Annotated in this window: 22 protein-coding genes; 9 read left to right on the plus strand and 13 right to left on the minus strand. The window is 72.6% G+C overall.

Features of this window, described 5'->3' with window-relative positions:
• Position 1 precedes the first annotated feature (1 nt).
• Positions 2 to 1,096 carry a spermidine/putrescine ABC transporter substrate-binding protein gene (locus EZM51_RS11260; protein WP_136708342.1) on the minus strand — a complete coding sequence of 365 codons (1,095 nt, stop codon included), beginning with the start codon at positions 1,094 to 1,096 and terminating at the stop codon, positions 2 to 4.
• Between the two features lie 120 nt (positions 1,097 to 1,216).
• Here EZM51_RS11260 and EZM51_RS11265 point away from each other — a divergent pair, with 120 nt between their 5' ends.
• Positions 1,217 to 2,389, plus strand: coding sequence for a hypothetical protein (locus EZM51_RS11265; RefSeq protein WP_136708343.1), 1,173 nt, complete (start codon positions 1,217 to 1,219; stop codon positions 2,387 to 2,389).
• Positions 2,353 to 3,324 carry an SIS domain-containing protein gene (locus tag EZM51_RS11270; protein ID WP_136708344.1) on the plus strand — a complete coding sequence of 324 codons (972 nt, stop codon included), beginning with the start codon at positions 2,353 to 2,355 and terminating at the stop codon, positions 3,322 to 3,324. The genes EZM51_RS11265 and EZM51_RS11270 overlap by 37 nt, the downstream gene beginning before the upstream one ends.
• Before the next feature lie 18 nt (positions 3,325 to 3,342).
• Here the strand turns inward: EZM51_RS11270 and EZM51_RS11275 are convergent, their stop codons facing one another.
• From EZM51_RS11275 to EZM51_RS11290, 4 genes are all read right to left on the minus strand, one after another.
• Positions 3,343 to 4,605, minus strand: a complete 1,263-nt coding sequence (locus EZM51_RS11275) for a serine hydrolase domain-containing protein (RefSeq protein ID WP_136708419.1) — start codon at positions 4,603 to 4,605, stop codon at positions 3,343 to 3,345.
• Between the two features lie 85 nt (positions 4,606 to 4,690).
• A complete protein-coding gene (locus EZM51_RS11280; protein WP_136708345.1) occupies positions 4,691 to 5,281 on the minus strand; it encodes a hypothetical protein in 591 nt (196 codons plus the stop codon).
• On the minus strand, positions 5,278 to 6,195 hold the full coding sequence (locus tag EZM51_RS11285) for an LssY C-terminal domain-containing protein (RefSeq protein ID WP_248305602.1): 918 nt from the start codon (positions 6,193 to 6,195) through the stop codon (positions 5,278 to 5,280). Before EZM51_RS11285 ends, EZM51_RS11280 begins: the two co-directional genes overlap by 4 nt.
• A 43-nt stretch (positions 6,196 to 6,238) precedes the next feature.
• The gene (locus EZM51_RS11290) at positions 6,239 to 7,330 is read right to left on the minus strand and encodes a serine hydrolase domain-containing protein (RefSeq protein ID WP_169053881.1); all 1,092 of its coding nucleotides are present in this window, start codon (positions 7,328 to 7,330) and stop codon (positions 6,239 to 6,241) included.
• Positions 7,331 to 7,401: 71 nt separating this feature from the next.
• Here EZM51_RS11290 and EZM51_RS11295 point away from each other — a divergent pair, with 71 nt between their 5' ends.
• Positions 7,402 to 8,616 carry a cysteine desulfurase-like protein gene (locus EZM51_RS11295; protein WP_136708347.1) on the plus strand — a complete coding sequence of 405 codons (1,215 nt, stop codon included), beginning with the start codon at positions 7,402 to 7,404 and terminating at the stop codon, positions 8,614 to 8,616.
• Positions 8,617 to 8,638: 22 nt separating this feature from the next.
• A complete protein-coding gene (locus EZM51_RS11300) occupies positions 8,639 to 9,412 on the plus strand; it encodes an isocitrate lyase/phosphoenolpyruvate mutase family protein (RefSeq protein WP_136708348.1) in 774 nt (257 codons plus the stop codon).
• A gap of 28 nt (positions 9,413 to 9,440) precedes the next feature.
• On the opposite strand, the gene EZM51_RS11305 is transcribed toward EZM51_RS11300, so the two are convergent.
• On the minus strand, positions 9,441 to 10,052 hold the full coding sequence (locus tag EZM51_RS11305; protein WP_211195889.1) for an MBL fold metallo-hydrolase: 612 nt from the start codon (positions 10,050 to 10,052) through the stop codon (positions 9,441 to 9,443).
• Between the two features lie 170 nt (positions 10,053 to 10,222).
• Between EZM51_RS11305 and EZM51_RS11310 the strand changes: the two genes are divergently transcribed.
• The 4 genes from EZM51_RS11310 to EZM51_RS11325 all read left to right on the plus strand — a co-directional run bounded on the left by EZM51_RS11310 (position 10,223) and on the right by EZM51_RS11325 (position 13,523).
• Complete coding sequence (locus EZM51_RS11310; protein ID WP_136708349.1) at positions 10,223 to 11,119, plus strand: ATP-binding cassette domain-containing protein; 897 nt, start codon at positions 10,223 to 10,225, stop codon at positions 11,117 to 11,119.
• Positions 11,119 to 11,952, plus strand: a complete 834-nt coding sequence (locus tag EZM51_RS11315) for an ABC transporter permease (protein ID WP_136708350.1) — start codon at positions 11,119 to 11,121, stop codon at positions 11,950 to 11,952. The genes EZM51_RS11310 and EZM51_RS11315 overlap by 1 nt, the downstream gene beginning before the upstream one ends.
• Positions 11,953 to 11,954: 2 nt before the next feature.
• Positions 11,955 to 13,058, plus strand: coding sequence for a winged helix DNA-binding domain-containing protein (locus tag EZM51_RS11320; RefSeq protein WP_169053882.1), 1,104 nt, complete (start codon positions 11,955 to 11,957; stop codon positions 13,056 to 13,058).
• An 84-nt stretch (positions 13,059 to 13,142) separates the two neighbouring features.
• Positions 13,143 to 13,523: a DUF1304 domain-containing protein gene (locus EZM51_RS11325; RefSeq protein ID WP_136708352.1), complete on the plus strand. Its 381-nt coding sequence runs from the start codon at positions 13,143 to 13,145 to the stop codon at positions 13,521 to 13,523.
• A gap of 22 nt (positions 13,524 to 13,545) precedes the next feature.
• Here the strand turns inward: EZM51_RS11325 and EZM51_RS11330 are convergent, their stop codons facing one another.
• Complete coding sequence (locus EZM51_RS11330) at positions 13,546 to 13,917, minus strand: hypothetical protein (protein WP_136708353.1); 372 nt, start codon at positions 13,915 to 13,917, stop codon at positions 13,546 to 13,548.
• A gap of 176 nt (positions 13,918 to 14,093) precedes the next feature.
• Here EZM51_RS11330 and EZM51_RS11335 point away from each other — a divergent pair, with 176 nt between their 5' ends.
• Entirely contained in the window at positions 14,094 to 14,570 is a 477-nt protein-coding gene (locus EZM51_RS11335) for a hypothetical protein (protein ID WP_136708354.1), read from the plus strand.
• A 43-nt stretch (positions 14,571 to 14,613) separates the two neighbouring features.
• Here EZM51_RS11335 and hemL read toward each other — a convergent pair whose 3' ends face one another.
• The 6 genes from hemL to hemQ all read right to left on the minus strand — a co-directional run bounded on the left by hemL (position 14,614) and on the right by hemQ (position 21,073).
• Positions 14,614 to 15,945 (minus strand): glutamate-1-semialdehyde 2,1-aminomutase, encoded by a 1,332-nt coding sequence (gene hemL, locus EZM51_RS11340; RefSeq protein WP_136708355.1) that lies wholly within the window; start codon positions 15,943 to 15,945, stop codon positions 14,614 to 14,616.
• Positions 15,942 to 16,925, minus strand: coding sequence for a porphobilinogen synthase (gene hemB / locus EZM51_RS11345; RefSeq protein WP_136708422.1), 984 nt, complete (start codon positions 16,923 to 16,925; stop codon positions 15,942 to 15,944). Before hemB ends, hemL begins: the two co-directional genes overlap by 4 nt.
• 320 nt (positions 16,926 to 17,245) lie before the next feature.
• Positions 17,246 to 18,064, minus strand: a complete 819-nt coding sequence (locus EZM51_RS11350; protein ID WP_136708356.1) for a uroporphyrinogen-III synthase — start codon at positions 18,062 to 18,064, stop codon at positions 17,246 to 17,248.
• On the minus strand, positions 18,061 to 19,041 hold the full coding sequence (hemC, locus tag EZM51_RS11355) for a hydroxymethylbilane synthase (protein ID WP_282568141.1): 981 nt from the start codon (positions 19,039 to 19,041) through the stop codon (positions 18,061 to 18,063). Before hemC ends, EZM51_RS11350 begins: the two co-directional genes overlap by 4 nt.
• Positions 19,038 to 20,204, minus strand: coding sequence for a ferrochelatase (locus EZM51_RS11360; protein WP_248305617.1), 1,167 nt, complete (start codon positions 20,202 to 20,204; stop codon positions 19,038 to 19,040). The genes hemC and EZM51_RS11360 overlap by 4 nt, the downstream gene beginning before the upstream one ends.
• Positions 20,205 to 20,335: 131 nt before the next feature.
• Positions 20,336 to 21,073, minus strand: coding sequence for a hydrogen peroxide-dependent heme synthase (gene hemQ / locus EZM51_RS11365; protein WP_136708358.1), 738 nt, complete (start codon positions 21,071 to 21,073; stop codon positions 20,336 to 20,338).
• Between the last annotated feature and the right edge of the window lie 2 nt (positions 21,074 to 21,075).

A 21,075-nucleotide genomic window follows, 5' to 3' on the forward strand; every position in this document is an offset into this window, starting at 1 on the left:
GTCAGTTGGTGGCCAGCACTTCGGCGTTGAGGTCGACGTACTTCACGGTGTCGTCGCCGAGGTCGACGATCACCTCCTGCTCGAAGAGTTCGTCGACCGTGATGCCGAGGGTCGGGTACGACTCGATGAGCGCCGGGTCGAGCGCCTCCATGGCGGCCTGGTTCGGCACCTTGTAGAGGATGTTCTCGGCCACCCAGGTCTGGATCTCGGGGTCGAGGATGAAGTCGATGAAGGCCATCGCGGCCTCCTTGTTCTCCGACGACTCGAGCACCGTCATGGTGTCGACCCACAGGTCGGAGCCCTCCTCGGGGATGACGAAGCCGATCGACGGGTCCTCGGCGATGCCGTAGTTGCACCAGCCGTCCCACGCCTCGACCATCGCGGCCTCGCCCGAGACGAGCTTGGAGTAGAAGGTCGTGTCGTCGTAGGCGAGGAGCGTCGACTTCGTCTCGATGAGCTGCGTCTTGGCCTCCTCGAGCTCGGCGTCGTCGGTGGTGTTCAGCGAGTAGCCCATCGTCTTCAGGGCGGGCATCGCGAGCCAGCGGTCGGTCGAGAGCATCGTGGTCTTGCCCACGAGCTCGGGCTTCGGGTTCAGCAGGTCGTTCCACGACGTCGGCTCGAAGCCCGTGAGGTCGGGCCGGTAGCAGAGACCCGTCGTGCCCCACGCGTAGGGCTCTGAGTAGACGTTGCCCGGGTCGTAGTCGAGCTCGAGCGCCTCGGGGTAGAGGTTCTCCTCGTTGGGGATGAGCGACTTGTCGAGCTCGGCGAGGATCCCCTGCTCGCCCAGGGCCTGGGCGTACTGGCCCGAGACGAAGGCCACGTCGATGCCGGGGTCGGCGCTCGCGGTGAGCTTGGCGACGATGTCCTCGTTGGTGGTGTGGTTGACGATCGTCGTCTTGACGCCGGTCGCCTCCTCGAACTGTTCGGCGAGATCCTCGGGGTAGTAGTCCGCCCAGATCGAGACGGTGAGGGTCTGCTCGCTGATGTCGGCGTTCGGGTCGACATCGCCACCGCCACCGGTGGAGCACGAAGTAGCGGCGAGGGCGAGGGCGATCGTGCCGGCCGCGGCCGCGGCGATCCGTCGCGTGGTGGGCATGTGGTCCTCCTGGGGCACTCGGAACGGGTTGAGCGATTGTTGCACCACGAATGAAGGAACCGCAATGGATGACCGGACATACTGGCGGCGAGTTTTCCCAATAGTTACAATCCGAATTCAATGAACTCCGAAATCGAGGGCGAACGGCCGAGCATCGCCGACCGGGTGCTGGCCGTCGACCCCGACGGTCGGATCCTCGTGGACGGTGGCGCTCCGGCTGCCGGCGACGGCGTCGCGCTGGCGCTCGCGCGGCGGGTCGTCGACGACCTGGCCGCCGGTGCCGGAGAACAGGCCATCGCCGTCGACCAGACCAACACCTCGGTCGTCGTCGACGGGCGCTTCGTCGTGAAGCTCGTCGGGCGCTGGGCGGCGGCCGACCGCGCAGCCAGGCTGCTGCAGCGGCTCGCCGAGGCCGGTTCCGACGACGTCGCCCGCCTGAAGGGCCGCGTCGAATGGCGGCATCCGCGACTCGGCACCTCGACGCTCGCGATCGTCACCGAATACCTGCCGGGCGCCGAGGACGGCTGGACCTGGGCGGTCGACGACGTGGTCGCCGTGCTCGGCGGCGAGGCGGACCCCGACTGGCCGGCGATCCTCGGCACGCGGGTCGCCCACGTCCACGACGCGCTCGGCACCGACGCGCGACAGGCGGGCACGGATGCCGCGGGCCGCCGCCTCACGCGAGCGGCCGGTGCCCTGCGCAGTGCAGTGACCGCGGCCGAGGGGCCGTCGGGCGCACGGCTCCGGAATCGCCGCACGTCGCTCGAGCGCGACATCCGCTCGCTCGGCGAGACCCGGCCCGGATTCGAGTTCCCCATCCACGGCGACCTGCACGTCGGCCAGGTGCTCGCCTCGCCCGCACCCGCGGGCAGCCGTCGCTACACGATCATCGACTTCGACGGCGACCCCCAGCTCTCGCCCGACGAGCGGGAGCGACCGGATGCCGCGGCCCGCGACATCGCGCACCTGCTCGTGTCGCTCGACCTCGTCGCCGCCGTCGCGCAGAAGCGAGCCGGCCGGGTCGACACCCGCGCGTTCGACTGGGCCGATCGCGCCCGCACCGAGCTGCTCGACGCGTACCGCGCGGCGCTCGGCCGGGCGGAGCTCTTCGACCCGGGCCTCCTGCCCGGGTTCGAGGCCGAGCAGCTCGTCGCCGAGCTGCACTACGCCGACCGCTTCCTGCCGGTGTGGCGCTATGCGCCCGACGCGGCGATCACGTACCGTCATCCCTCGTCGAACGACCACCCGGAGGAACCGTGGACACCGCCGCCTTTCGCGCCGACCTCGAACTGATCCCCGAGACGCTCGCGGCGCTCGCCGACGCGCTCAGGGCCGGCCTGCCCGGACTCGAGCGGCTCCCCACCCTCGGCGCGTCGCGCGTGCTCGTGCTCGGCATGGGATCGAGCCGCTACGCCGCCGACGTGGTCGCCCGGCGCTACCGTGCGGTCGGCGCGAACGTCGTGGTCGAGCTCGCGAGCACCGAGCTGCTGCCGCCCGCCACGCCCGACCTCGCGGTCGTCGCCGTCTCGGCGACCGGCGGCAGCGCCGAGGTGCTCCGCGCCGTCGAACGGTACCGCGGCACCGGCCGGCTCGTCGCCGTGACGAACCGGCCGGCGTCCGAACTCGCGCGGCTGGCCGACGTGTTGGTGCCGCTCGGCGCCGGCGTCGAGGCATCCGGGGTCGCCTGCCGCACGTTCCGGGCCACGTTCCCCGTGCTCGACGCGGTGCTCGCCGAGCTCCTCGGCACCGAGCCGGCCGCGCGATTCGATGCGGATGCCACGCGGTCGGCCGCCGCGGCGAACGACGAGCTGCTCGCGACATCCGCCGACTGGCTCGCCCCGCTGGCCGACCTGCTCGCCGCGCCCATGGGCACCTGGACCCTCGCGCCCGCCGAGCGCGCGTCGAGCGCGCAGCAGGCGGCCCTCATGCTGCGCGAGGTGCCGCGCCGGGCGGCCTACGCCTCGGAGACCGGCGACTGGTCGCACGTCGACGTGTACCTCACCAAGACGCAGGACTATCGCGCGCTCGTGTACGCCGGCTCGGCGTGGGACGCGCAGGCGCTCGAGTGGATGGCCGCCCGCGGCTCGCGGTTCGCCGCGGTCGGACGCGACCTGCCCGGTGCCGAGCTCACGCTGCGGTTCGCCGGCGACGGCGACGACTCGGTCGCGGCGCTCACCGAGGTGCTCGCCGGCGAGCTCGTCGCCGACCATTGGCTGCGCGCCGCCTGACGCGCCGAGGGACCTCGGTCAGCCGCGACCCGGCGGCATCCGGTCGGGAGCGATCGCGATCGCGAGTTCGCGGAACAGCGAGGTCGCCCGGTTCGGAACGCTGCCGTCCTCGGCGAAGGCGTCCTCGAGGTACGTGACGGCGACGGAGACGGTCAGGTCGTCGTCGGCCTGGTGTCCGGCGGCGGCGGCGTATCCGAAGAACGCCGGGTTCTGCATGATCCAGTCGCCCGTGAGCACGATGCCGTAGCCGTACGTGTACGCCTCGTCCTGGACGAGGCACCCGCGAACGCAGCCCTCGACCTCGCTCGTGGCGCCGCGCAGGGTCGGTGCGACTTGCAGGTCGTGGGACTCGTCGTCGAGCAGGTCGCCGCGCCCGACTGCACGGATCAGGGCGGCCGCGTCGGCGACATCGGTGTACTGCATCGATCCGCGGGCGAGGGTCCACGACGGGTTCCAGAAGGTCGAATCCTCGATGAACCGCGTCCCGGGCGGGACGCCCAAGGGCGTGCGTCGCTCGGAGGTGTAGGCGTGCAGCACCGGCTCCGCGATCTCCGGGGTGCCGGGTGCCGCGGTCTCCTCCAGCCCGAGCGGCTCGAGGACCCGCTCGGCGAGCAGTTCGTCGACCGGGGTCCCCGTGATCTCCTCGAGCGCGAGCCCCAGCAGGAGGTAGTCGGTGTGCGCGTAGTTCCAGTTCGTGCCGGGCTCGTAGAGCAGCGGCCGGGATGTCCCGAACGGATACAACTCCTCGGGCGACCACTCGCGGAACGGATCCGCGAGCATCTCGGCGATGAGCTCGTCGCTCCAGAGGTAGTCGGCGTACCCGGAGGTCATCTGCGCGAGCTGGCCGAGCGTCACCCGGTCGGCGTTCGGCACGTCGGGGAGCCACTCGGCGATCGGGTCGTCGAGCTCGACCTCACCCTCCTCGGCGAGCTGCAGGAGGACGGTCGACATCTGGGGGATGGACATCGCGCCGCTTCGGAAGTGCATCCCGGTGGTCGCGGGCACGCCCGTCATGGACTCGCCGAACGCCTCCTCGATCACCACGTCGTCGCCGTCCTGCACGCGCACGATCACGGCCCGCAGGCTCCACCGGTCCATCGCCTCCGCGATCACGTCGCGCACGGCGCCGGGGCGGGTGTCGTCGCCGACGCTGCTCGCGGGCGCGGACGGCGCGGCCGTCGGCGTGTCGGCCGGCGCCGAGGCATCCGTGGGCCCAGCGGTGCAGCCCGCGAGCAGGAGACCGACGAGGAGTGCGGGCGGGACGGCCGTCGAGCGGGGCATGCGGGTCACTCCGGCACTCTCGCAGACGCGCCGGGCCCGCCGCCATGGACCCAGGTCCCGTTCCGGACTTCAGGCGTTCAGGCGTTCAGCCGCGACGCCGCCGAACGACCCGGTCGCCGGCCCAGCGCCGGTGCAGGACGACCCGCTGCCGCGGCCGTCGCGCGTAGGCCCGGGCGTTGCGGCTCGACAGCGCGAGTAGCACGAGGATGTCGAGCGCCAGGGTGATGAAGGTCGTACGCAGCGTGATCTCGGTCGTGCCGGTCACCGAGTCGACCCACGCGACCACGATGCTGATCGTCGCGAAGCACATCACGGCGATACGCGCCCAGTTGCTGCCGAACCAGATGAGCACGGCGAGCAGGAGTTCGGCGGCGAGCACGATCCCGCCGGCGGCGAGCAGGACGGCGAGCACGACGGCCGACGCCGCCGCGACGTCGGTGCCCGGCTCGAGCACGAGGTCGACCTGTTCGCGCACGACCTCGTCCCACCGCACCCCCAGCGCGACGAGCCACACCACGCCGGCGACGACGCGCGCCACCACGAGTCCGGCTCCGAAGGCGGTCGCGGCCGGGCGACGCATCGAGGGCGGCGGCGTCACGGGGGTCGCGAGCACCGCGGGCGACTCGAAGGCGGGTCGCTTCTCGACGGGCGCGCGCCGGCCGTCGGCGCCGCTCATCTCGCGGCCTCGCTCGCGTCGGCCTCGATCGCGGCCTCGAGCGCACCCACCGGCACGTCGCTCACGTCGATGACCGGCAGGTCCCCGTCGGTCCGGATCGTGTCGCCGCCGCCGTTGCGCGAGTGGTATCCGGTGGAGAAGTCGCGCAGCACCTCCACGCGCGCCGCAGGGTTCGACCCGAGCACGGTCGCGACGATGTGGTCGCGTTCGACGTCGATGTCGGCGTCGATCTTGTGCGTCACCTGCAGGGTGAAGAGCGAGAAGCCCACGCTGCGGTCGAACGTGCCCGCCGCGAGCCAGTCGACGCGGCGCCCGCCGGGCAGCAGCCACCCCTCGGGCGTCTGCCAGAACCGCACGTGGTGGCGGCGCGCGGGATAGCCCTCGACCTCCTGCTGGTAGGCGAAGTCCTGCTGGCGGTGGAACAGGAACAGCGGGCTGACCGGCGCCTCGTCGTAGCTGCGGCGAGTGACGGTCGAGGTGACGATGCGCCAGCTCGAGGCGAGCGTGACGTCGTCGGCGCGCGTCCAGCCGGCGGCGCGCATGGCGGCGTGCACGGATGCCTCGCTCCCGTCGAGCGCCAGGTTCACGGGATCGCCGAGCAGGCCGTCGCTCGTGCGCGCCCGCCCGATGAAGTACTCGGGGACGTAGATCGCGGTGAGGATGCGGTGCAACCGGGGCAGCACGAGGTAGGCGAGCACGAGCCAGAACGCCACGAAGAACGCGATGCCGAACCAGCCGAACTCGAACGACTGGCTGAGCACGAGCCACGCGAGCCACACCGACGCGACGCCCGCGAACACGAAGAAGAACCCGTCGAGCATCGTCGTGAACGAGAGACGGCGCCGCTCGGCCGGCGTCGCCTCCGCCCCGGATGCCTCGGATGCTCCGGATGCCTCGGCGCCCACCTCGCCCATGACTGCATGCTAGTCGTGGCGAGCCGGGGCGGCGCGGCGCCGCTCAGTCGAGGCGTGCGAGGAGCGTCGCGCCGACGTCGTCGACCGGCTCGCTCTGGTTCGCGAGCACGATCGCGGCGGTGCCGTTCGTCGTGTCGATGAGCATCACGCTCGCGAACCCGAGGGTCATGCCGTTGTGCCACACGATGCGGCTGCCGCCCTGTTCGCGGACGTTCCAGAAGTACCCGATCGTCGAGCCGTCGCCCACCTCGATGGTTCCGGTCTGCGCGGCGCTGTCCGTGAGCGGCCCGTCGAGCACGGCCTGCGCGAAGGTCACCAGGTCGCCGACGGTCGCGTGGATGCCGCCCGCCGGCGCGTACGCGGCGAGCGTCGACGGTTCGACCGGATCTCCCTCGGAATCGGTGCCCCCCGCATGTCCGCCGGGAACCGCAGAATCGTCGAGCGGCAGCGAGGCGCCGTCGAGTCCGAGCGGGTCGAGCAGGCGCTCGGACACGAGGGCGGGATAGTCGGTTCCGGCCGCCGCGGCCACCGCATGGCCGACCAGAGTGGCGCCCATGTTGCTGTACGAGAACGTGCTCGGAGCGGCGAGTTCCATTCCGCCGGCTGCGGCGAGCACCTCCTCGAGACTCTCGTCGAACGGGTCGCGCCCCGCCTCGTAGTCGGCCGTGACCCGCTCGACGAATTCGGGGTCGGAGGGGAAGGTTGCCAGGCCCGACCGGTGCGCCGCGAGGTCTCGAAGGGTCGCGGATGCCACGGGCGCATCGCCGAGATCGAGGTACTGCCCCACGGGGTCGTCGGCGTTCACCTCGCCTCGCTCGATCGCCTGCGCGAGCCGCTCGCCCGTGAACACCTTCGTGATGGAGCCGATCTCGAACGTCGTGGACTCGTCGGCGCCCATGAACGCCGTGCGCACCTCGTCGCCCTCGATCACGGCCACCGCGACCCGGTCGTGCTCATCGATGAACGACGGGCGGATGAGCCGCAGCAAATCCTCGTCACCGGAGCTGCCGACGGCCTCGCTCGTCTGCGGCACGCCCGGTGCGGGCCCCGTCGTCGAGACGCACCCCGTCAACGCGAGGCTCCCGGTGAGCAGCATGGCGCCGAGCAGGCGGTTGGTCGAGGGGAAGCGGCGCATCGACCCATCGTATGCGTCCGCCCCCGGGCGGTCACCGCCCCCGTGTGCGGGCCGAAGTAGGCTCTCGTCCCATGGCCTACGACATCGCCCGCATCCGCTCGCTGTTCCCCTCGCTGGAGAGCGGATGGGCGCATTTCGACGGCCCCGGCGGAACGCAGACGCCGCGGGCGGTGGGCGACGCCGTGGCATCCGTGCTCACCGGTCCGCTGTCGAACCGGGGCGCCGTCGGCGAGTCCGAGGTGCGGGCCGAGGCCGCCGTTCACGGCTTCCGGCTGGCGGCGGCCGACCTGCTCGGCGCGCACCCGGGTGGCATCGTGCACGGGCGCAGCGCCACGCAGCTCGTGTACGACTTCTCGCGGCACCTGTCCGGCGACTGGGGCGCGGGCGACGAGGTGGTCGTGACACGGCTCGACCACGACGCGAACGTGCGTCCGTGGGTGCAGGCGGCCGCGCATGTGGGCGCCACGGTGCGGTGGGCCGATTTCGATCCCGAGACGGGCGAGCTGTCGACGGATGCCGTGACCGCCCTGCTCTCGGAACGCACCCGACTCGTCGCCGTGACCGCCGCGTCGAACCTCATCGGCACCATCCCCGACGTGCCGGCGATCGCGGCCGCCGCGCACCAGGTCGGCGCGCTCGTGTTCGTCGACGGCGTGCACTACACCGCCCACGAGCTGCCTGATGTCGCCGAACTCGGCAGCGACTTCTTCGTGTGCTCGCCGTACAAGTTCCTCGGACCGCACTGCGGCGTGCTCGCCGCTCGGCCCGACCTGCTCGAGACGATCATGCCCGACAAGCTGCTGCCCGCGACGAACGTGGTGCCCGAGCGCTTCGAGTTCGGCACGCTCCCCTACGAACTGCTCGCGGGCGTGACCGCCGCGGTCGACGTGCTCGCGGGACTCGATTCGGATGCCGCGGGCGCGGGTTCGTCGCGTCGTGATCGACTCGTGGCGTCGTACGCCGCGCTGCACGAGCACGAGGCCGGCCTGCGCGCGCGGCTCGAGGAGGGGATCGCCGCGTTTGGGGGCGTGACCGTCTGGTCGCGCGCGGCGCGGCGCACCCCCACGCTGCTCGCGACATTCGCGGGGCACGCGGCATCCGACGTGTCGAGGTCGCTCGCCGCGGGCCGGGTGCTCGCCCCGTCGAGCAGCTTCTACGCGATCGAGGCCTCGCGGCGCCTCGGTCTCGGCGACGCGGGCGGACTGCGTGTGGGACTCGCGCCCTACACGGATGCCGCCGACGTCGAGCGCCTCCTCGGCGGACTCGCCGGCGCCCTCGCGAGCTGAGGAGAGCCATAGGCTGAAGCCCATGACCCTCGCTGACACCGCGGCCGAACTGCGTCGCCTGCACGCCGCCCCCGAACTCCTCCAGGTCGTGAACGTCTGGGACGTCGTGAGCGCTCGCGCCATCGCCGCCCTGCCCCAGACCCGCGCGATCGCGACGGCGAGCCACTCGATCGCCGCGACGTTCGGGTACCCCGACGGCGAGCAGATCCCCGTCGACCTCATGCTCGACATGGTCGGCCGCATCGCGAACGCCGTCGACGTGCCGGTGAGCGCCGACCTCGAGGCGGGCTACGGCGACCCCGGCGAGACGATCCGCCGCGCCATCGGAGTCGGCGTCGCCGGCGCCAACCTCGAAGACGAGCTCAGGCCGCTCGCCGAGTCGGTCGCCATGGTCGAGGCCGCCGTGGCCGCCGCCGAGGCGGAGGGCGTGCCGTTCGCGCTCAACGCCCGCACCGACGCGTTCCTGCGCGGCAGGGACCGCGCGCGCGAGGTGAACCTCGCCGACGCGATCGAGCGCGGACGCGCCTACCTCGACGCCGGTGCGACGTGCGTCTTCGTGCCCGGAAACTTCGGCGACGACGTCATCGCCGAACTCGTCGCGGGCATCGGCGAACGCCGCGTGAGCCTCATCGGCCTCCCCGACATCCCCGCACCCGCCCGGCTGCAGGCACTCGGCGTCGCGCGCCTCTCGTACGGCCCGAACACGCAACGCGTCGTGCTCGGCGCCCTGCAGGACCTCGCCAGCGACCTCTACGACGGGGGCGTGCTGCCCCGCGACATCCGACAGCTGAACTGAGGCGCCGAGCGCGCGGCGAGCGCCGACCCTAGAGCAGGTACTCGCCGCCCTCGCGCCCGATCTCGCCGAATTCCGGAACCGCGCCCGCGTCGAGCGCCCGGATCGTCGGCCGCCCGACGTGGGCGAACACGAGGCGCTCGACTCCCGCCGCACGGGCGGCCGCGGCGGTGTCCGAGACCGCCGCGTGCCCGCCGACGCCGCCCCGGAAGCGGATCGGCCGCGACCAGCCGGCGGCATCGGCGAACATGAGATCGGCGCCCGCGGCCCACTCGGGGAAGCGCCAGAACTCCGGCGCCCAGACCGCCGTCCGCCCCTGCCACCGGAGCTCGTACCCCCACGTCTGGTGGCTCGTGTGCTCGACGGGGCGCGGCTCGACCACGAGGTCGTCGGCGGCGTACGCGGTCACCTCCGGGCGCAGCCCGAACGTCGAGGCGCGCCGGCGGATGTCGGCGATGAGCTCCGCCCGCAGATCGGTGACGAGCCACGCGCTCGGCCGGCCGGCCGTCTCGTCGGGCACTGCCGCGAGCCCACCGTCGAACATCACCGCGCCCGACGGCGCCAGGGCGATGAGGCCGGCCGGGAAGTACCGCGGTGACGCCATCGCGCCCACGCCCAGGAGTCGCAACCGCAACCGGGCCATGGACCCATGGTAGGAACATCCACCCGGCCGCACTGGGGAATCACCCATGCGACTGATGCCTCGTGACGGTGCCGCTCGCTAGGGTGGCCATGAGGCGGCACGACCGCCGGGGCCGGGCGGGGCGCGGCCCACCGCGGCTCCACGCTCGCCCCACGACGTGAGGAGCACGTATGGCCGGCGGCATCCCGATCGTGATCGAGGGGCTCAGCAAGCAGTTCGGCCCGGTCACCGCCGTCGACGACCTCAGCTTCACGGTGGAGCCGGGCCGGGTGACGGGCTTCCTCGGCCCGAACGGCGCCGGCAAGACGACGACGTTGCGCGTGCTGCTCGGGCTCGTGCGGGCGACGGCCGGCACGGCGACGTTCGGGGGCACCGCCTACCACGACCTGCCGCGGCCCCTCGAGACGGTGGGGGCCGCGCTCGAGGCGACCTTCCACCCCGGTCGCACGGCGCGGAACCACCTGAAGGTGTACGCCACGGCGGCGGGGCTGCCGGTCGAACGCGTGCAGCAGGTGCTCGAGATGGTCGGCATCGCCGAATTCGCCGACCGGCGGGTCGGCGGGTACTCGCTCGGCATGCGGCAGCGCCTGTCGCTCGCGTACACGCTCATCGGCGATCCGGGGGTGTTCGTGCTCGACGAGCCCATCAACGGGCTCGACCCCGAGGGCATCAAGTGGATCCGCGGCTTCCTGCAGTCGCTCGCCCGCGAGGGGCGCACGGTACTCGTGAGCTCGCACCTGCTGAGCGAGGTGCAGCAGAGCGTCGACGACGTGGTGATCATCTCGAAGGGGCGGCTCGTCAAGAGCGGCACGCTCACGAGCCTCGAACTCGAGGCGGCACCGCGCACGATCGTCGACTCCCCCGATCGCGAGAAGCTCTCCGAGGCCCTCGACGAGGCCGGGCTCGAGTATACCGAGGGCCGCGGCGGCTTCATCGTCGACGAGCCCGACCCCGGCCGGGTCGGCCATGCCGCGTTCCTCGGCGGCGTCGAGCTGAGCGCCCTGCATCGATTGAAGTCGGGGCTCGAGGAGTCGTTCCTCTCGCTGGTGGGCGGGGGTGAGGAGTGATGTCGTTCCTCCGCTCGATCGCGTCCGAGTTCCAGAAGGTGTTCACGACCCGCATGTGGTGGCTGCTCGCGCTGCTGCTCGTCGCCTACGTCCTCACGCTCGCCGGCGGCTTCGGCGCGTTCCTCGGATGGGTCGTGCGCAATCCCGAGGCCGCGGCGGCCACCGGCGGCAACACGGCCGTTCCTCCCGGGGTCGACCTCCCGTCGCTCATCTACACCTTCGCGTCGTCGATCGGCTACGTGTTCCCGGTGCTGCTCGGGGCGCTCGCGGTCACCGGCGAGTTCCGGCACCGCACGCTCTCGCCCACGTTCCTCGCCGAGCCGCACCGCTCGGTCGTGCTCGGCGGCAAGTTCGTGTCGCAGCTCGTCGTCGGCGCCGGCTTGGGCGTCGCCGCCTTCGCCACCTCGGTCGGCGCCGGGGCCGCGGCGCTCGCGGCGTTCGATCTCGACACGGGCCTAGACCAGAGCGACACGTGGGCGCTCATCGGTCGCGGCGTGCTCGCGATGGCGCTGTGGGGCGCGATCGGGGTGGGCCTCGGAGCGCTCGTGCCGAACCAGGTGGCCGCGATCGTCATCGTCATCGCGTTCACGCAGTTCGTCGAGCCGATCCTCCGGCTCGCGGCATCCTTCAGCGACGTCACCGCGAGCATCGGCAGGTTCCTCCCCGGCGCCGCGAGCGACGCCCTGGTCGGCGCCTCGATCTACAGCATGATGTCGGCGGGGTCGGCGTCGGCGACGCTCGAGTGGTGGCAGGGCGGGCTCGTGCTGCTCGGCATCGCGGTCGTCGCGACCGTGATCGGCGGCGCCACGACGTGGCGGCGGGACGTGACCTAGCGGTGGACCTCGACGCGCTCCGAGCCCTCAGGTTGCGGGTGCAGGGTCTGCGGGCTCCGTTCGACGCCTCCGCGCCCGAGGTGGTGCGGCGGTTCGTCGCGGTGCAGGCGCAGGAGTACCTGCCGTCGCAGTGGGGGCTGGCCCAGCGCGTTGCCGACGATCGGCGACCGGATGCCGCCGCCGTCGCCGCGGCGATCGATGCGGGCGACATCCTCCGCACGCACGTGCTGCGCCCGACGTGGCACTACGTGCACTCCGCCGACGCCCGATGGCTCCTGGAGCTCTCGACCGAGCGCGTCCACAAGCAGAACGCCCTGTACTACCGCCGCACGGGCGTCGAGGGCGAGGTCGCGACTCGCGGTCTCGACGTGCTCGCCGAGACGCTCGCCGGCGGCCATCGGACTCGCGCCGAACTGGCGGCAGCGCTCGAGGCCGCCGGCACGCCGTTCACCGGCATCGCGTTCACCTACCTGCTCATGCTCGCCGAGCTCGAGCGCGTGGCGATCAGCGGCACAGGCGTCGGCAAGCAGCGCACCCACGCGGCGTTCGACGAGCGCGTGCCGCCGTCGCCGCCGCGTCCGCGCGGCGAGGCCCTCGCCGAGCTCGCGGCGCGCTTCATCGCCTCCCGCGGCCCGGTCACCGAACGCGACTTCGCCGCCTGGTCGGGGTTCACGCTCACCGACGCCCGGCGCGCGTTCGCCGACGCGGCGCACGTCGCCGACGGGCGGCTCGAGACGGTCGAGGTCGACGGCACGCCGCATCACGTCGACGCGGCATCCGAACCGCCGGTGTCGGATGCCTCGAGGCCGGCGGTCGACCTCCTGCAGGCATACGACGAATACATCATGGGGTACGCGCCACCGCGGTCGTTCCTCCTGCCCGACGAGCTCGACACGCTGCACGCGGAGTCCCCGGGGCATGCGCTGCTCATCGACGGCGTCATGGCCGGAAGGTGGGCGCCCGTCGTGCAGACCAGACGCGCCACCATACGCATCGTCTCGTGGCGGAAGCGGTCGCCTGCGGAGGAACATGCGCTCGCGGCATCCGTCGCCGACCTCGAGCGCTTCCTCGGCGTCCCCGCCTCGGTGGAGCCGGCCGAGGACTAGCAGTCGCGCGCCCCGCCGGTCGATCAGGCGCGCCGGCGCCGACTCGGAACCCGCCCGCCATTCCCCGCCCGCTACGGTGAATCCATGGCTGTCATCGCGAGCATCTTCGTCGCCCTCGCCGCGCTCCTGCACGGCTACATCTTCCTCATGGAGAGCGTGTGGTGGACTCGGCCCGCGACGTGGAAGCGGTTCGGCGTCGCCGACCAGGCGCACGCCGACGCGACCAGGCCCATGGCCTACAACCAGGGGTTCTACAACCTGTTCCTCGGCATCGGCGCGGCCCTCGGACTGGTCCTGTACTGGGCCGGCGCCGTGGCCGCGGGCACGACGCTCGTGCTGTTCACCACCGCGTTCATGGTGCTCGCCGCGGCCGTGCTCACGACCACGGGCCGCGGTTACCTGAGGCCCGCGCTCATCCAGGGAACACTGCCGCTCATCGGCTTCGTGCTGTTCCTGTTCGCCTGAGTCGGGCGTCGCCCGACGATGATCACTCGGCGGGCGACTCGGTGTCGTCGCCGAGCTTGAGCCGATCGATGAGCGCGGCGGCGTGGTTGGTGCTCAGGATGATGCGCGTGAACTCGCCGGCGTTCAACTCGAGCACGACCGCCTGGCGCTTGCCCTTGATGATGACGAAGTCGGAGCCGCCGTGGTACTTCCACACGCCGACGGCGACGACGAGCGGGATCTCGGTGCCTCGCCGACGGATGCCGCGGACCCAGACCCAGGGGTCGTCGGCGATGGTCGCCGACCGGATGTCATCGCGCCGCACCACGATGTCGTCGGAGCGCAGCGCGAGCGTCTTCTCGGCCGGAGTGAGGTGAACCTCGATCCGATCCGTGTGCACGCGAAGCTGGGCCATGGTTCCATCCTGCCCGAGCCGCGTGCGACGCGCAGAGTCGCCACCCCACAATGGCGTAACGGTTTCACCCCCTGAGTAGCCCGTGCCCCAACCTGGGTAACGCCTGCTCAGGCGCACGGCACCCCGGTTCGGCGACGATCGCATGGTCCCGATCCCTGCCGGAAGGAGCACCACGCATGACCCGACCCGCACCACTCAGCGTGCCACTGGCCGCACTCGCACTCGCGAGCACCCTGCTGCTCTCCGCCTGCGGCGCTGCTGGCGGCGACGAGCGATCGGATGTCGCGGCCGAACCGTCTTCGGTCGACGCGACGACCGAGGCATCCACCACCTCGCACGACCACACCACGGAGGACGGCGACTCGGTGGCGTTGCCCGCCGGATGGCCCGAGGACCTCCCGCTCGTCGAGGGCCGGGTGGTCTCCGCGACCGTGGACGGCACCACCCTCGCGACGTACGTCGCCGTGACCGACCGCGATGCCGCGATGGCCGCGCTCGACGACCTCGAACAGCGCGGCTGGACGCGCGAGAGCTTCACCGAACTCGGCGCAACCGACTTCATCACCGTGCTCTCGGGGCCCTACGCCCCGACGCTCAACTATCGGGAGAGCTCCTCGGGGAACACGCTCGCGTACATCCTGACGATGGGCTGACCCGGCGCCGAGCGCGCCGCTCCCGGGCGACTCGCGTCGAGATTCAGCTCGACGGTCGAGCGGATGCCGCAGCCCGCGCGGCCCCCTGGAGCGCGCCGATCACGCGGTCGATCGCGGCGTCGTCGTGCGCCGCGGTCACGAACCACGCCTCGAAGACCGACGGCGGCAGCGAGACGCCCGCGTCGAGCATCGCGTGGAAGAACGGCGGGTACCGCCACGCCTCCTGGCGCTGGACGCCGGCGTAGTCGCGCACCCCGGCCGACGCCGCCTCCTCGCCGAACACGAAGCTGAAGAGGTTGCCCGCATGCTGCACGCGGTGGGCGACGCCTTCGGCCGCGAGCGCCTCGGAGACGGCGGTGGAGATGGTCGAGGCCGCGGCGTCGAGCCGCTCGTACACCGCGGCATCCGCTGCCCTGAGGGTGGCGACGCCCGCGGCGACGGCGACCGGGTTCCCCGACAGGGTGCCCGCCTGGTACACGGGACCGAGCGGCGCGAGCTGCTGCATGATCTCGGCGCGACCACCGAGCGCGGCCACGGGCATTCCGCCGCCGATGACCTTGCCGAACGTCATGAGGTCGGGCGTGTACGCGGCGGCCTCGTGCTCGGCCTCCAGGCCCCACCAGCCGGCGCCCGACACGCGGAAGCCCGTGAGCACCTCGTCGGAGATCACGAGCGCGCCGTGCTCGTGCGCGAGGTCGACGAGGGCGCGGTTGAAGCCCGGCTCGGGCGGCACGACCCCCATGTTCGCCGCGGCGGCCTCGACGATGACCGCGGCGATGCGGTCGCCGTGCTCGGCGAAGACCAGGCGCAGCGCGTCGAGGTCGTTGTAGGGCACGACGAGCGTGAGCGCGGCGATGGCGGCGGGGACGCCGGCCGAGCCGGGCAGCGCGAACGTCGCGAGGCCCGACCCGGCCTCGGCGAGAAGCCCGTCTGAGTGACCGTGGTAGTGGCCGGCGAACTTCACGAGCACGTCGCGCCCGGTGAAGCCGCGGGCGAGGCGAATGGCGCTCATGGTCGCCTCGGTGCCCGTCGACACGAGGCGGAGCTGCTCCACCGGCGCCACGCGTTGTTCGACGAGCTCGGCGAGCTCGGTCTCGGCGGGCGTCGAGGCGCCGAACGAAAGACCGCGGCTCGCGGCATCCGTCACCGCCTCGATGACCCGGGGATCGGCGTGGCCGAGGATCGCCGGACCCCAGCCGGCCACGAGGTCGACGTACTCGCGACCCTCGGCATCGGTGACGTACGGCCCGCGCGCGGAGACGAGGAATCGAGGCGTGCCGCCCACCGAGCGGAACGCGCGCACGGGCGAGTTCACGCCGCCCGGAATCGCGGCCTGCGCGCGGGCGAAGAGCTCGGCGTTCGTGGCGGCGCTCACGCGAGGTCCCCGTTGCGGATCCAGCCGGCGAGCTCGGTCGCCCAGTACGTGAGCACGACGTCGGCTCCGGCGCGACGGATGCCGCGCACCGACTCGATGACGGCGCGTTTGCGGTCGATCCAGCCGTGCGCCGCGGCGGCCTCGATCATGGCGTACTCCCCCGAGACCTGGTATGCCCACACCGGCACCTCGGATGCCGCGGCCACGTCGGCGAGCACGTCGAGGTAGCTTCCGGCGGGCTTCACCATGACGATGTCGGCGCCCTCCTCGATGTCGATCATCGCCTCGCGCAACCCCTCACGGCGGTTACCGGGATCGAGCTGGTACGAGCGGCGGTCGCCCTCGAGGGTCGACTCGACCGCGTCGCGGAACGGGCCGTAGAAGGCCGACGCGTACTTGGCCGAGTAGGCGAGGATCGCGACATCCGTGAAGTCCTGGTCGTCGAGGGCCTCGCGCACGGCGGCGACCTGGCCGTCCATCATGCCGGAGAGGCCCAGGAGCTCGGAGCCCGAGCGCGCCTGCTCGAGGGCCATCGCGGAATAGCGCACGAGCGTCGAGTCGTTGTCGACGTGGCCGCGGTCGTCGAGCACCCCGCAGTGCCCGTGGTCGGTGAACTCGTCGAGGCAGAGGTCGGTCTGAACGAGCAGCCGACCGGCGGATGCCTCGACCGCGACCCTGGTGGCCACGTTCAGGATGCCGTCGGGGTCGGTCGCGCCCGAGCCGCGCGCGTCACGCTGCTCGGGAACGCCGAACAGCATCACACCGCCGACACCCGCGGCCGCGGCATCCGCCACCGCCTCGGGAAGGCTCTCGAGCGAGTGCTGGACGACCCCCGGCATCGACGCGATGGGCACCGGGGCGCTCACGCCCTCGCGCACGAAGATCGGCAGCACGAGCTCGGCCGGATGCAGGCGGGTCTCGGAGACGAGGCGACGCATCGCGGGAGACTCCCGGAGGCGGCGCGGGCGGACGCGGGGCAGGGGCGCGGAACTCACCCGAACAGCCTACGCGCGGCCGGCTGGGCGCACGCCGCTGAGTGATCTCGCCGAGCGCGTGCAGATGCGACGAACGCAATTGCATCCGCGTGCGCGCTGGTCGGATCTGCACGCGCTCGCGAGACCGCCCGACGCTCAGGCGCGCTCCGTTCGCGCCGGCGGTCGCGTTCTCGCGTCCCAATGCGTGGCCTGGCTCCGCCGAGCGTGCAGTCGACGCCCTCGCCGGGGCCACAACTGCACTCTCGACGGGATTGATTCAGGCGCGGATGGGTGAGAGGTCGGGTCTGGGGAACGAGCGAGGGCCGTCAGGCGTTGGCGGTCGCGGCCTCGACGACCGCGTCGATGAGCGACTCCGCGGTGCGCTCGCGTGCGATGACGTCGACGCGCAGGCCCACCGCCGCGGCATCCTTCTTCGTCTGCGGACCGATCGCGGCGACGAGCGTCGTCTCGGGGATGGGGCCGAGCTGCTGCTGCACCTGCTCGGCGACGCTGCCGGATGTCACGAGCACCGCGTTCACGCGGCCGGCGCGCACGTCTTCGACGACCTTCGGCGCGACGGGCACGCCCACGGTGCGGTAGGCGACGACCGCCTCGACGTGGTGACCGGCCCTGGCGAGGCCCACCGAGAGGATCTGCTTCGCGATCGCCGAGCGCAGGGCGAGCACGCGGAGCCCGCGCTGCCCACCGGTGGCGGCCTCCCACTCCTCGAGGAGGCCACGTGCCGAGTTCTCCTCGGAGGGCACGATGTCGGCGCGGTACCCGGCGGCGATCAGCGCCGCGGCCGTGGTCTCGCCGACGGCCGCCACGAGCGTGTTGTCGGGGATCACGGCGCCGTACGACGACAGCACGTCGACCGTGGTCGCGCTCGTGACCGTCACCCAGTCGAACTCCCCCGCGGCGAGCTTGGCGAGCGCCGCCTCGAGAGCGGGCTGGTCGTCGGTCGGGGCGAAGTTGATGAGCGGCGCCACGATCGGCGACGCGCCCCTCGCGCGCAGGGCTGCGGCCACGCCGTCGCCCCACGGGCCGCCCCGGGGCACGAGCACGCGCCAGCCGGCCAACGGCTTGCCGTCGTGGAAGGGCAGGTTGATGGCACCCGTCAGCGCTTCCGCTTCGAATTCGCTCATCGCGACTCCTCAGGTGGTGCAAGTTCGGCGGCGCCATTGCCGAGGAGTTCCGCGACGACCCGATCGGCGACGTCGCGTGCCGCATCCGCCAGATCGGCGGCCGAGCGGCTGTCGGGGGTCGCGGCGTGCGAGCTCGTCAGCCTCCGCGTCCCGTCGGCACTGTACACGTTCGCGCTGAGGAACAGAAGTTCGTCGTCGACGAACGCGGTCACGCCGACCGGTGCCGCGCAGCCGGCCTCGAGTCCCGCGAGCACGAGACGTTCGGCGAGGGCCGTGGCCCGGCTCGTACCGTGGTCGATGGATTCGAGGGCGCGTTCCAGTGCGCGGTCACCGCGCTCGCGCCGCACCTCGATGGCGAGCGCGCCCTGTCCGGCGGCGGTGGGCCACTCGTCGAGCGAGAGCAGTTCGGTCGCGGCATCCGCTCGACCGAGGCGGCCGAGGCCCGCGGCGGCGAGCAGCACGGCGTCGAGTTCGCCCGACTCGACCTTGGCGAGGCGCGTGTCGACGTTGCCGCGGATGTCGACGGGGGTGACATCGGGCCGCGCCGCACGCAGCTGCGCGATGCGGCGGGGAGACCCGGTGCCGATGCGCGCACCCTCGGGCAGGGTCGCGAGCGTGAGGCCGTCGCGGGCGCAGAGCGCGTCCCGGGCGTCGGCGCGCTTCGGCACCGCCCCGAGGCGCAGGCCCGGGTGCTCGGCGGTCGGCAGGTCCTTCAGCGAGTGCACCACGACGTCGCACTCGCCGCGCAGGAGCGCCTCGCGCAGTGCGGCGGCGAACACGCCGGTGCCGCCGAGCGAGGCGAGCGACGCGCGCGACGTGTCGCCCTCCGTCGTCACCGGCACGAGCTCGACCTGCGCCTTCGCGGCCTTCGCGATGCGCTCGGCCACCTGCGTGGTCTGCGCCATCGCGAGGGCGCTCGCACGGGTGCCCACTCGGATCGTGCCCGCCGTGCCCGCCGTGCCCGCCGCGCGGCTCACGGCGCGATCCCCGCCAGGGCCGGCTTGAAGCCGAGTCGTGCGTTCTCGCAGCATCCGGGACGGCACACGTCGTACCAGGGGCCGAGCGCCGTCATGGCGGGACGCTCGGCGACGGGCGTGCCGTGCACGCGCTCGAGCACGAGGTCGACGAGCCCCGCGACGTAGGCGGGGTGCGTGCCGGGCGTCGGCACGCGCACGGCGGCGAGGCCGTGCTCCTGCGCCGTCTCCATGGCCTCCTCGTCGAGGTCCCACATGACCTCCATGTGGTCGCTCACGAAACCGAGCGGCACGATGACGACGGCCTTCCGACCAGCCGCCGGCAGCTCGGCGATGGCATCGTTCACGTCGGGCTCGAGCCACGGCTGGGTCGGCGGGCCCGAGCGGGACTGGTAGACGAGCTGCCACGGCACCTCGGCGGCGCCGGCCTCGCGCATGACGACCTCGGCGACCGCGCGGTGCTGCGCGGCGTACGCGCCGCCCTCGCCGAATCCCCGCTCGGCCGGACCCGACTTCGCGGCATCCGCCGTCGGGATCGAGTGCGTTGCGAAGAGCACCTCGATCTCGGTCGCCCCGTCGAGGCCGGGGTGCTCGCCGACGAGCTGCGCGATCCCGTCGCGCACGCCCTCGATGAACGGGGTGACGAACCCGGGGTGGTCGAAGAACTGGCGCACCTTGTCGATCTGGATCGCATCGGGCCCTTCGCCGAGGCCGGTGTCGGCGAGCGCGTCGGCGAAGTCCTCGCGGTACTGGCGACAGCTCGAGAACGAGCTGTACGCACTCGTGGCGATCGCGATGAGCTTCGTGAAGCCGCGGGCCTCGGCCTCGGCGACGGCGTCGTTCAGGTAGGGATCCCAGTTGCGGTTGCCCCAGATCACCGGCAGGTCGACGCCGCGCCTGGCGAGCTCGGCCTCGAGCGCCGCCTTGAGCCGGCGATTCTGCTCGTTGATCGGGCTCACGCCGCCGAAGTGCCGGTAGTGGTGGGCGACCTCCTCGAGGCGCTCGTCGGGGATGCCGCGGCCGCGCGTCACGTTGCGGAGGAACGGGATGACGTCGTCCTGGCCCTCGGGACCGCCGAAGCCGGCCAGGAGGATCGCGTCGTACGCGGTCGGCTCCGTGACGTGCTCGGGTCCGGCCTGCGCGGCGGGCGTCGCGCCCGGCACGATGGCGCCGGGGGCGAGGGGTGCGGATGTCGCGGGCTCGGGCTTGCGCCCGCGATGCGGGGTGCCCGGGGCGCCCGTGGCATCCGTGCCGCGGCCGCCGTGCGCGCCGGTCGAGCCGAGGTTCACGGCCGCCACTACTGCAGCACCTCCACGAGTTCCGCGGTGGTGATGCGACGGCCGGTGAAGAAGGGCACCTCCACGCGCACGTGGCGGCGCGCGTCGGTGTCGCGGAGGTCGCGCATGAGATCGACGAGGTCGGTCAGCTCGTCGGACTCGAGCGGCAGCAGCCACTCGTAGTCTCCGAGCGAGAACGAGGCGACGGTGTTGGCGATGACCCCGCGGAACGCGGCGCCCTTGCGGCCGTGCTCGGCGAGCATGCGACCACGCTCCTCGGGCGGCAGCAGGTACCACTCGTAGCTGCGCACGAACGGGTAGATCGTCAGCCACTGCTTCGGCTCGAGCCCGCGGAGGAACCCGGGCACGTGCGCCTTGTTGAACTCGGCGGCGCGGTGCACGCCCATGGCGTTCCACGTCGGCAGGAGCGCGCGGAGCAGGCGGGCGCGGCGGAGCTCGCGGAGCGCCCACTGCAATCCCTCGGCGGTGGGTCCGTGCAGCCACAGCATCACGTCGGCGTCGGCGCGGAGGCCGGAGACGTCGTAGATGCCGCGGAGGGTCGGGCCCTCGTTCTCGACGAGCCTGATGATGTCGTCGAGCTCGCGCACGAAGCGCGGCACGTCGTGGCCGTCGAGGTCGTCGGGGCGCGCCGGGTCGCGGCGGAGCACGGCGAACACCGTGTAGCCCTCGGGAGACTGCTCGGCGTCGGATTCGGTCTGGAGCGCGTCGGCTGCCGCTTCGGCAGCGGGGGAAGACATAC

Source organism: Agromyces sp. H66 (genome assembly GCF_004959775.1).
Classification (GTDB): Bacteria; Actinomycetota; Actinomycetes; order Actinomycetales; family Microbacteriaceae; genus Agromyces.

Excerpts from the sequence above, each read along its gene's own strand:
- EZM51_RS11260 (WP_136708342.1), bottom strand. The coding sequence starts at position 1,096 with ATGCCCACCACGCGACGGATCGCCGCGGCCGCGGCCGGCACGATCGCC.
- EZM51_RS11265 (WP_136708343.1), top strand. The coding sequence starts at position 1,217 with ATGAACTCCGAAATCGAGGGCGAACGGCCGAGCATCGCCGACCGGGTG.
- EZM51_RS11275 (WP_136708419.1), bottom strand. The coding sequence starts at position 4,605 with ATGCCCCGCTCGACGGCCGTCCCGCCCGCACTCCTCGTCGGTCTCCTG.
- EZM51_RS11280 (WP_136708345.1), bottom strand. The coding sequence starts at position 5,281 with ATGAGCGGCGCCGACGGCCGGCGCGCGCCCGTCGAGAAGCGACCCGCC.
- EZM51_RS11285 (WP_248305602.1), bottom strand. The coding sequence starts at position 6,195 with ATGGGCGAGGTGGGCGCCGAGGCATCCGGAGCATCCGAGGCATCCGGG.
- EZM51_RS11290 (WP_169053881.1), bottom strand. The coding sequence starts at position 7,330 with ATGCGCCGCTTCCCCTCGACCAACCGCCTGCTCGGCGCCATGCTGCTC.
- EZM51_RS11295 (WP_136708347.1), top strand. The coding sequence starts at position 7,402 with ATGGCCTACGACATCGCCCGCATCCGCTCGCTGTTCCCCTCGCTGGAG.
- EZM51_RS11300 (WP_136708348.1), top strand. The coding sequence starts at position 8,639 with ATGACCCTCGCTGACACCGCGGCCGAACTGCGTCGCCTGCACGCCGCC.
- EZM51_RS11305 (WP_211195889.1), bottom strand. The coding sequence starts at position 10,052 with ATGGCCCGGTTGCGGTTGCGACTCCTGGGCGTGGGCGCGATGGCGTCA.
- EZM51_RS11310 (WP_136708349.1), top strand. The coding sequence starts at position 10,223 with ATGGCCGGCGGCATCCCGATCGTGATCGAGGGGCTCAGCAAGCAGTTC.
- EZM51_RS11315 (WP_136708350.1), top strand. The coding sequence starts at position 11,119 with ATGTCGTTCCTCCGCTCGATCGCGTCCGAGTTCCAGAAGGTGTTCACG.
- EZM51_RS11325 (WP_136708352.1), top strand. The coding sequence starts at position 13,143 with ATGGCTGTCATCGCGAGCATCTTCGTCGCCCTCGCCGCGCTCCTGCAC.
- EZM51_RS11330 (WP_136708353.1), bottom strand. The coding sequence starts at position 13,917 with ATGGCCCAGCTTCGCGTGCACACGGATCGGATCGAGGTTCACCTCACT.
- EZM51_RS11335 (WP_136708354.1), top strand. The coding sequence starts at position 14,094 with ATGACCCGACCCGCACCACTCAGCGTGCCACTGGCCGCACTCGCACTC.
- EZM51_RS11350 (WP_136708356.1), bottom strand. The coding sequence starts at position 18,064 with ATGAGCGAATTCGAAGCGGAAGCGCTGACGGGTGCCATCAACCTGCCC.
- hemQ (WP_136708358.1), bottom strand. The coding sequence starts at position 21,073 with ATGTCTTCCCCCGCTGCCGAAGCGGCAGCCGACGCGCTCCAGACCGAA.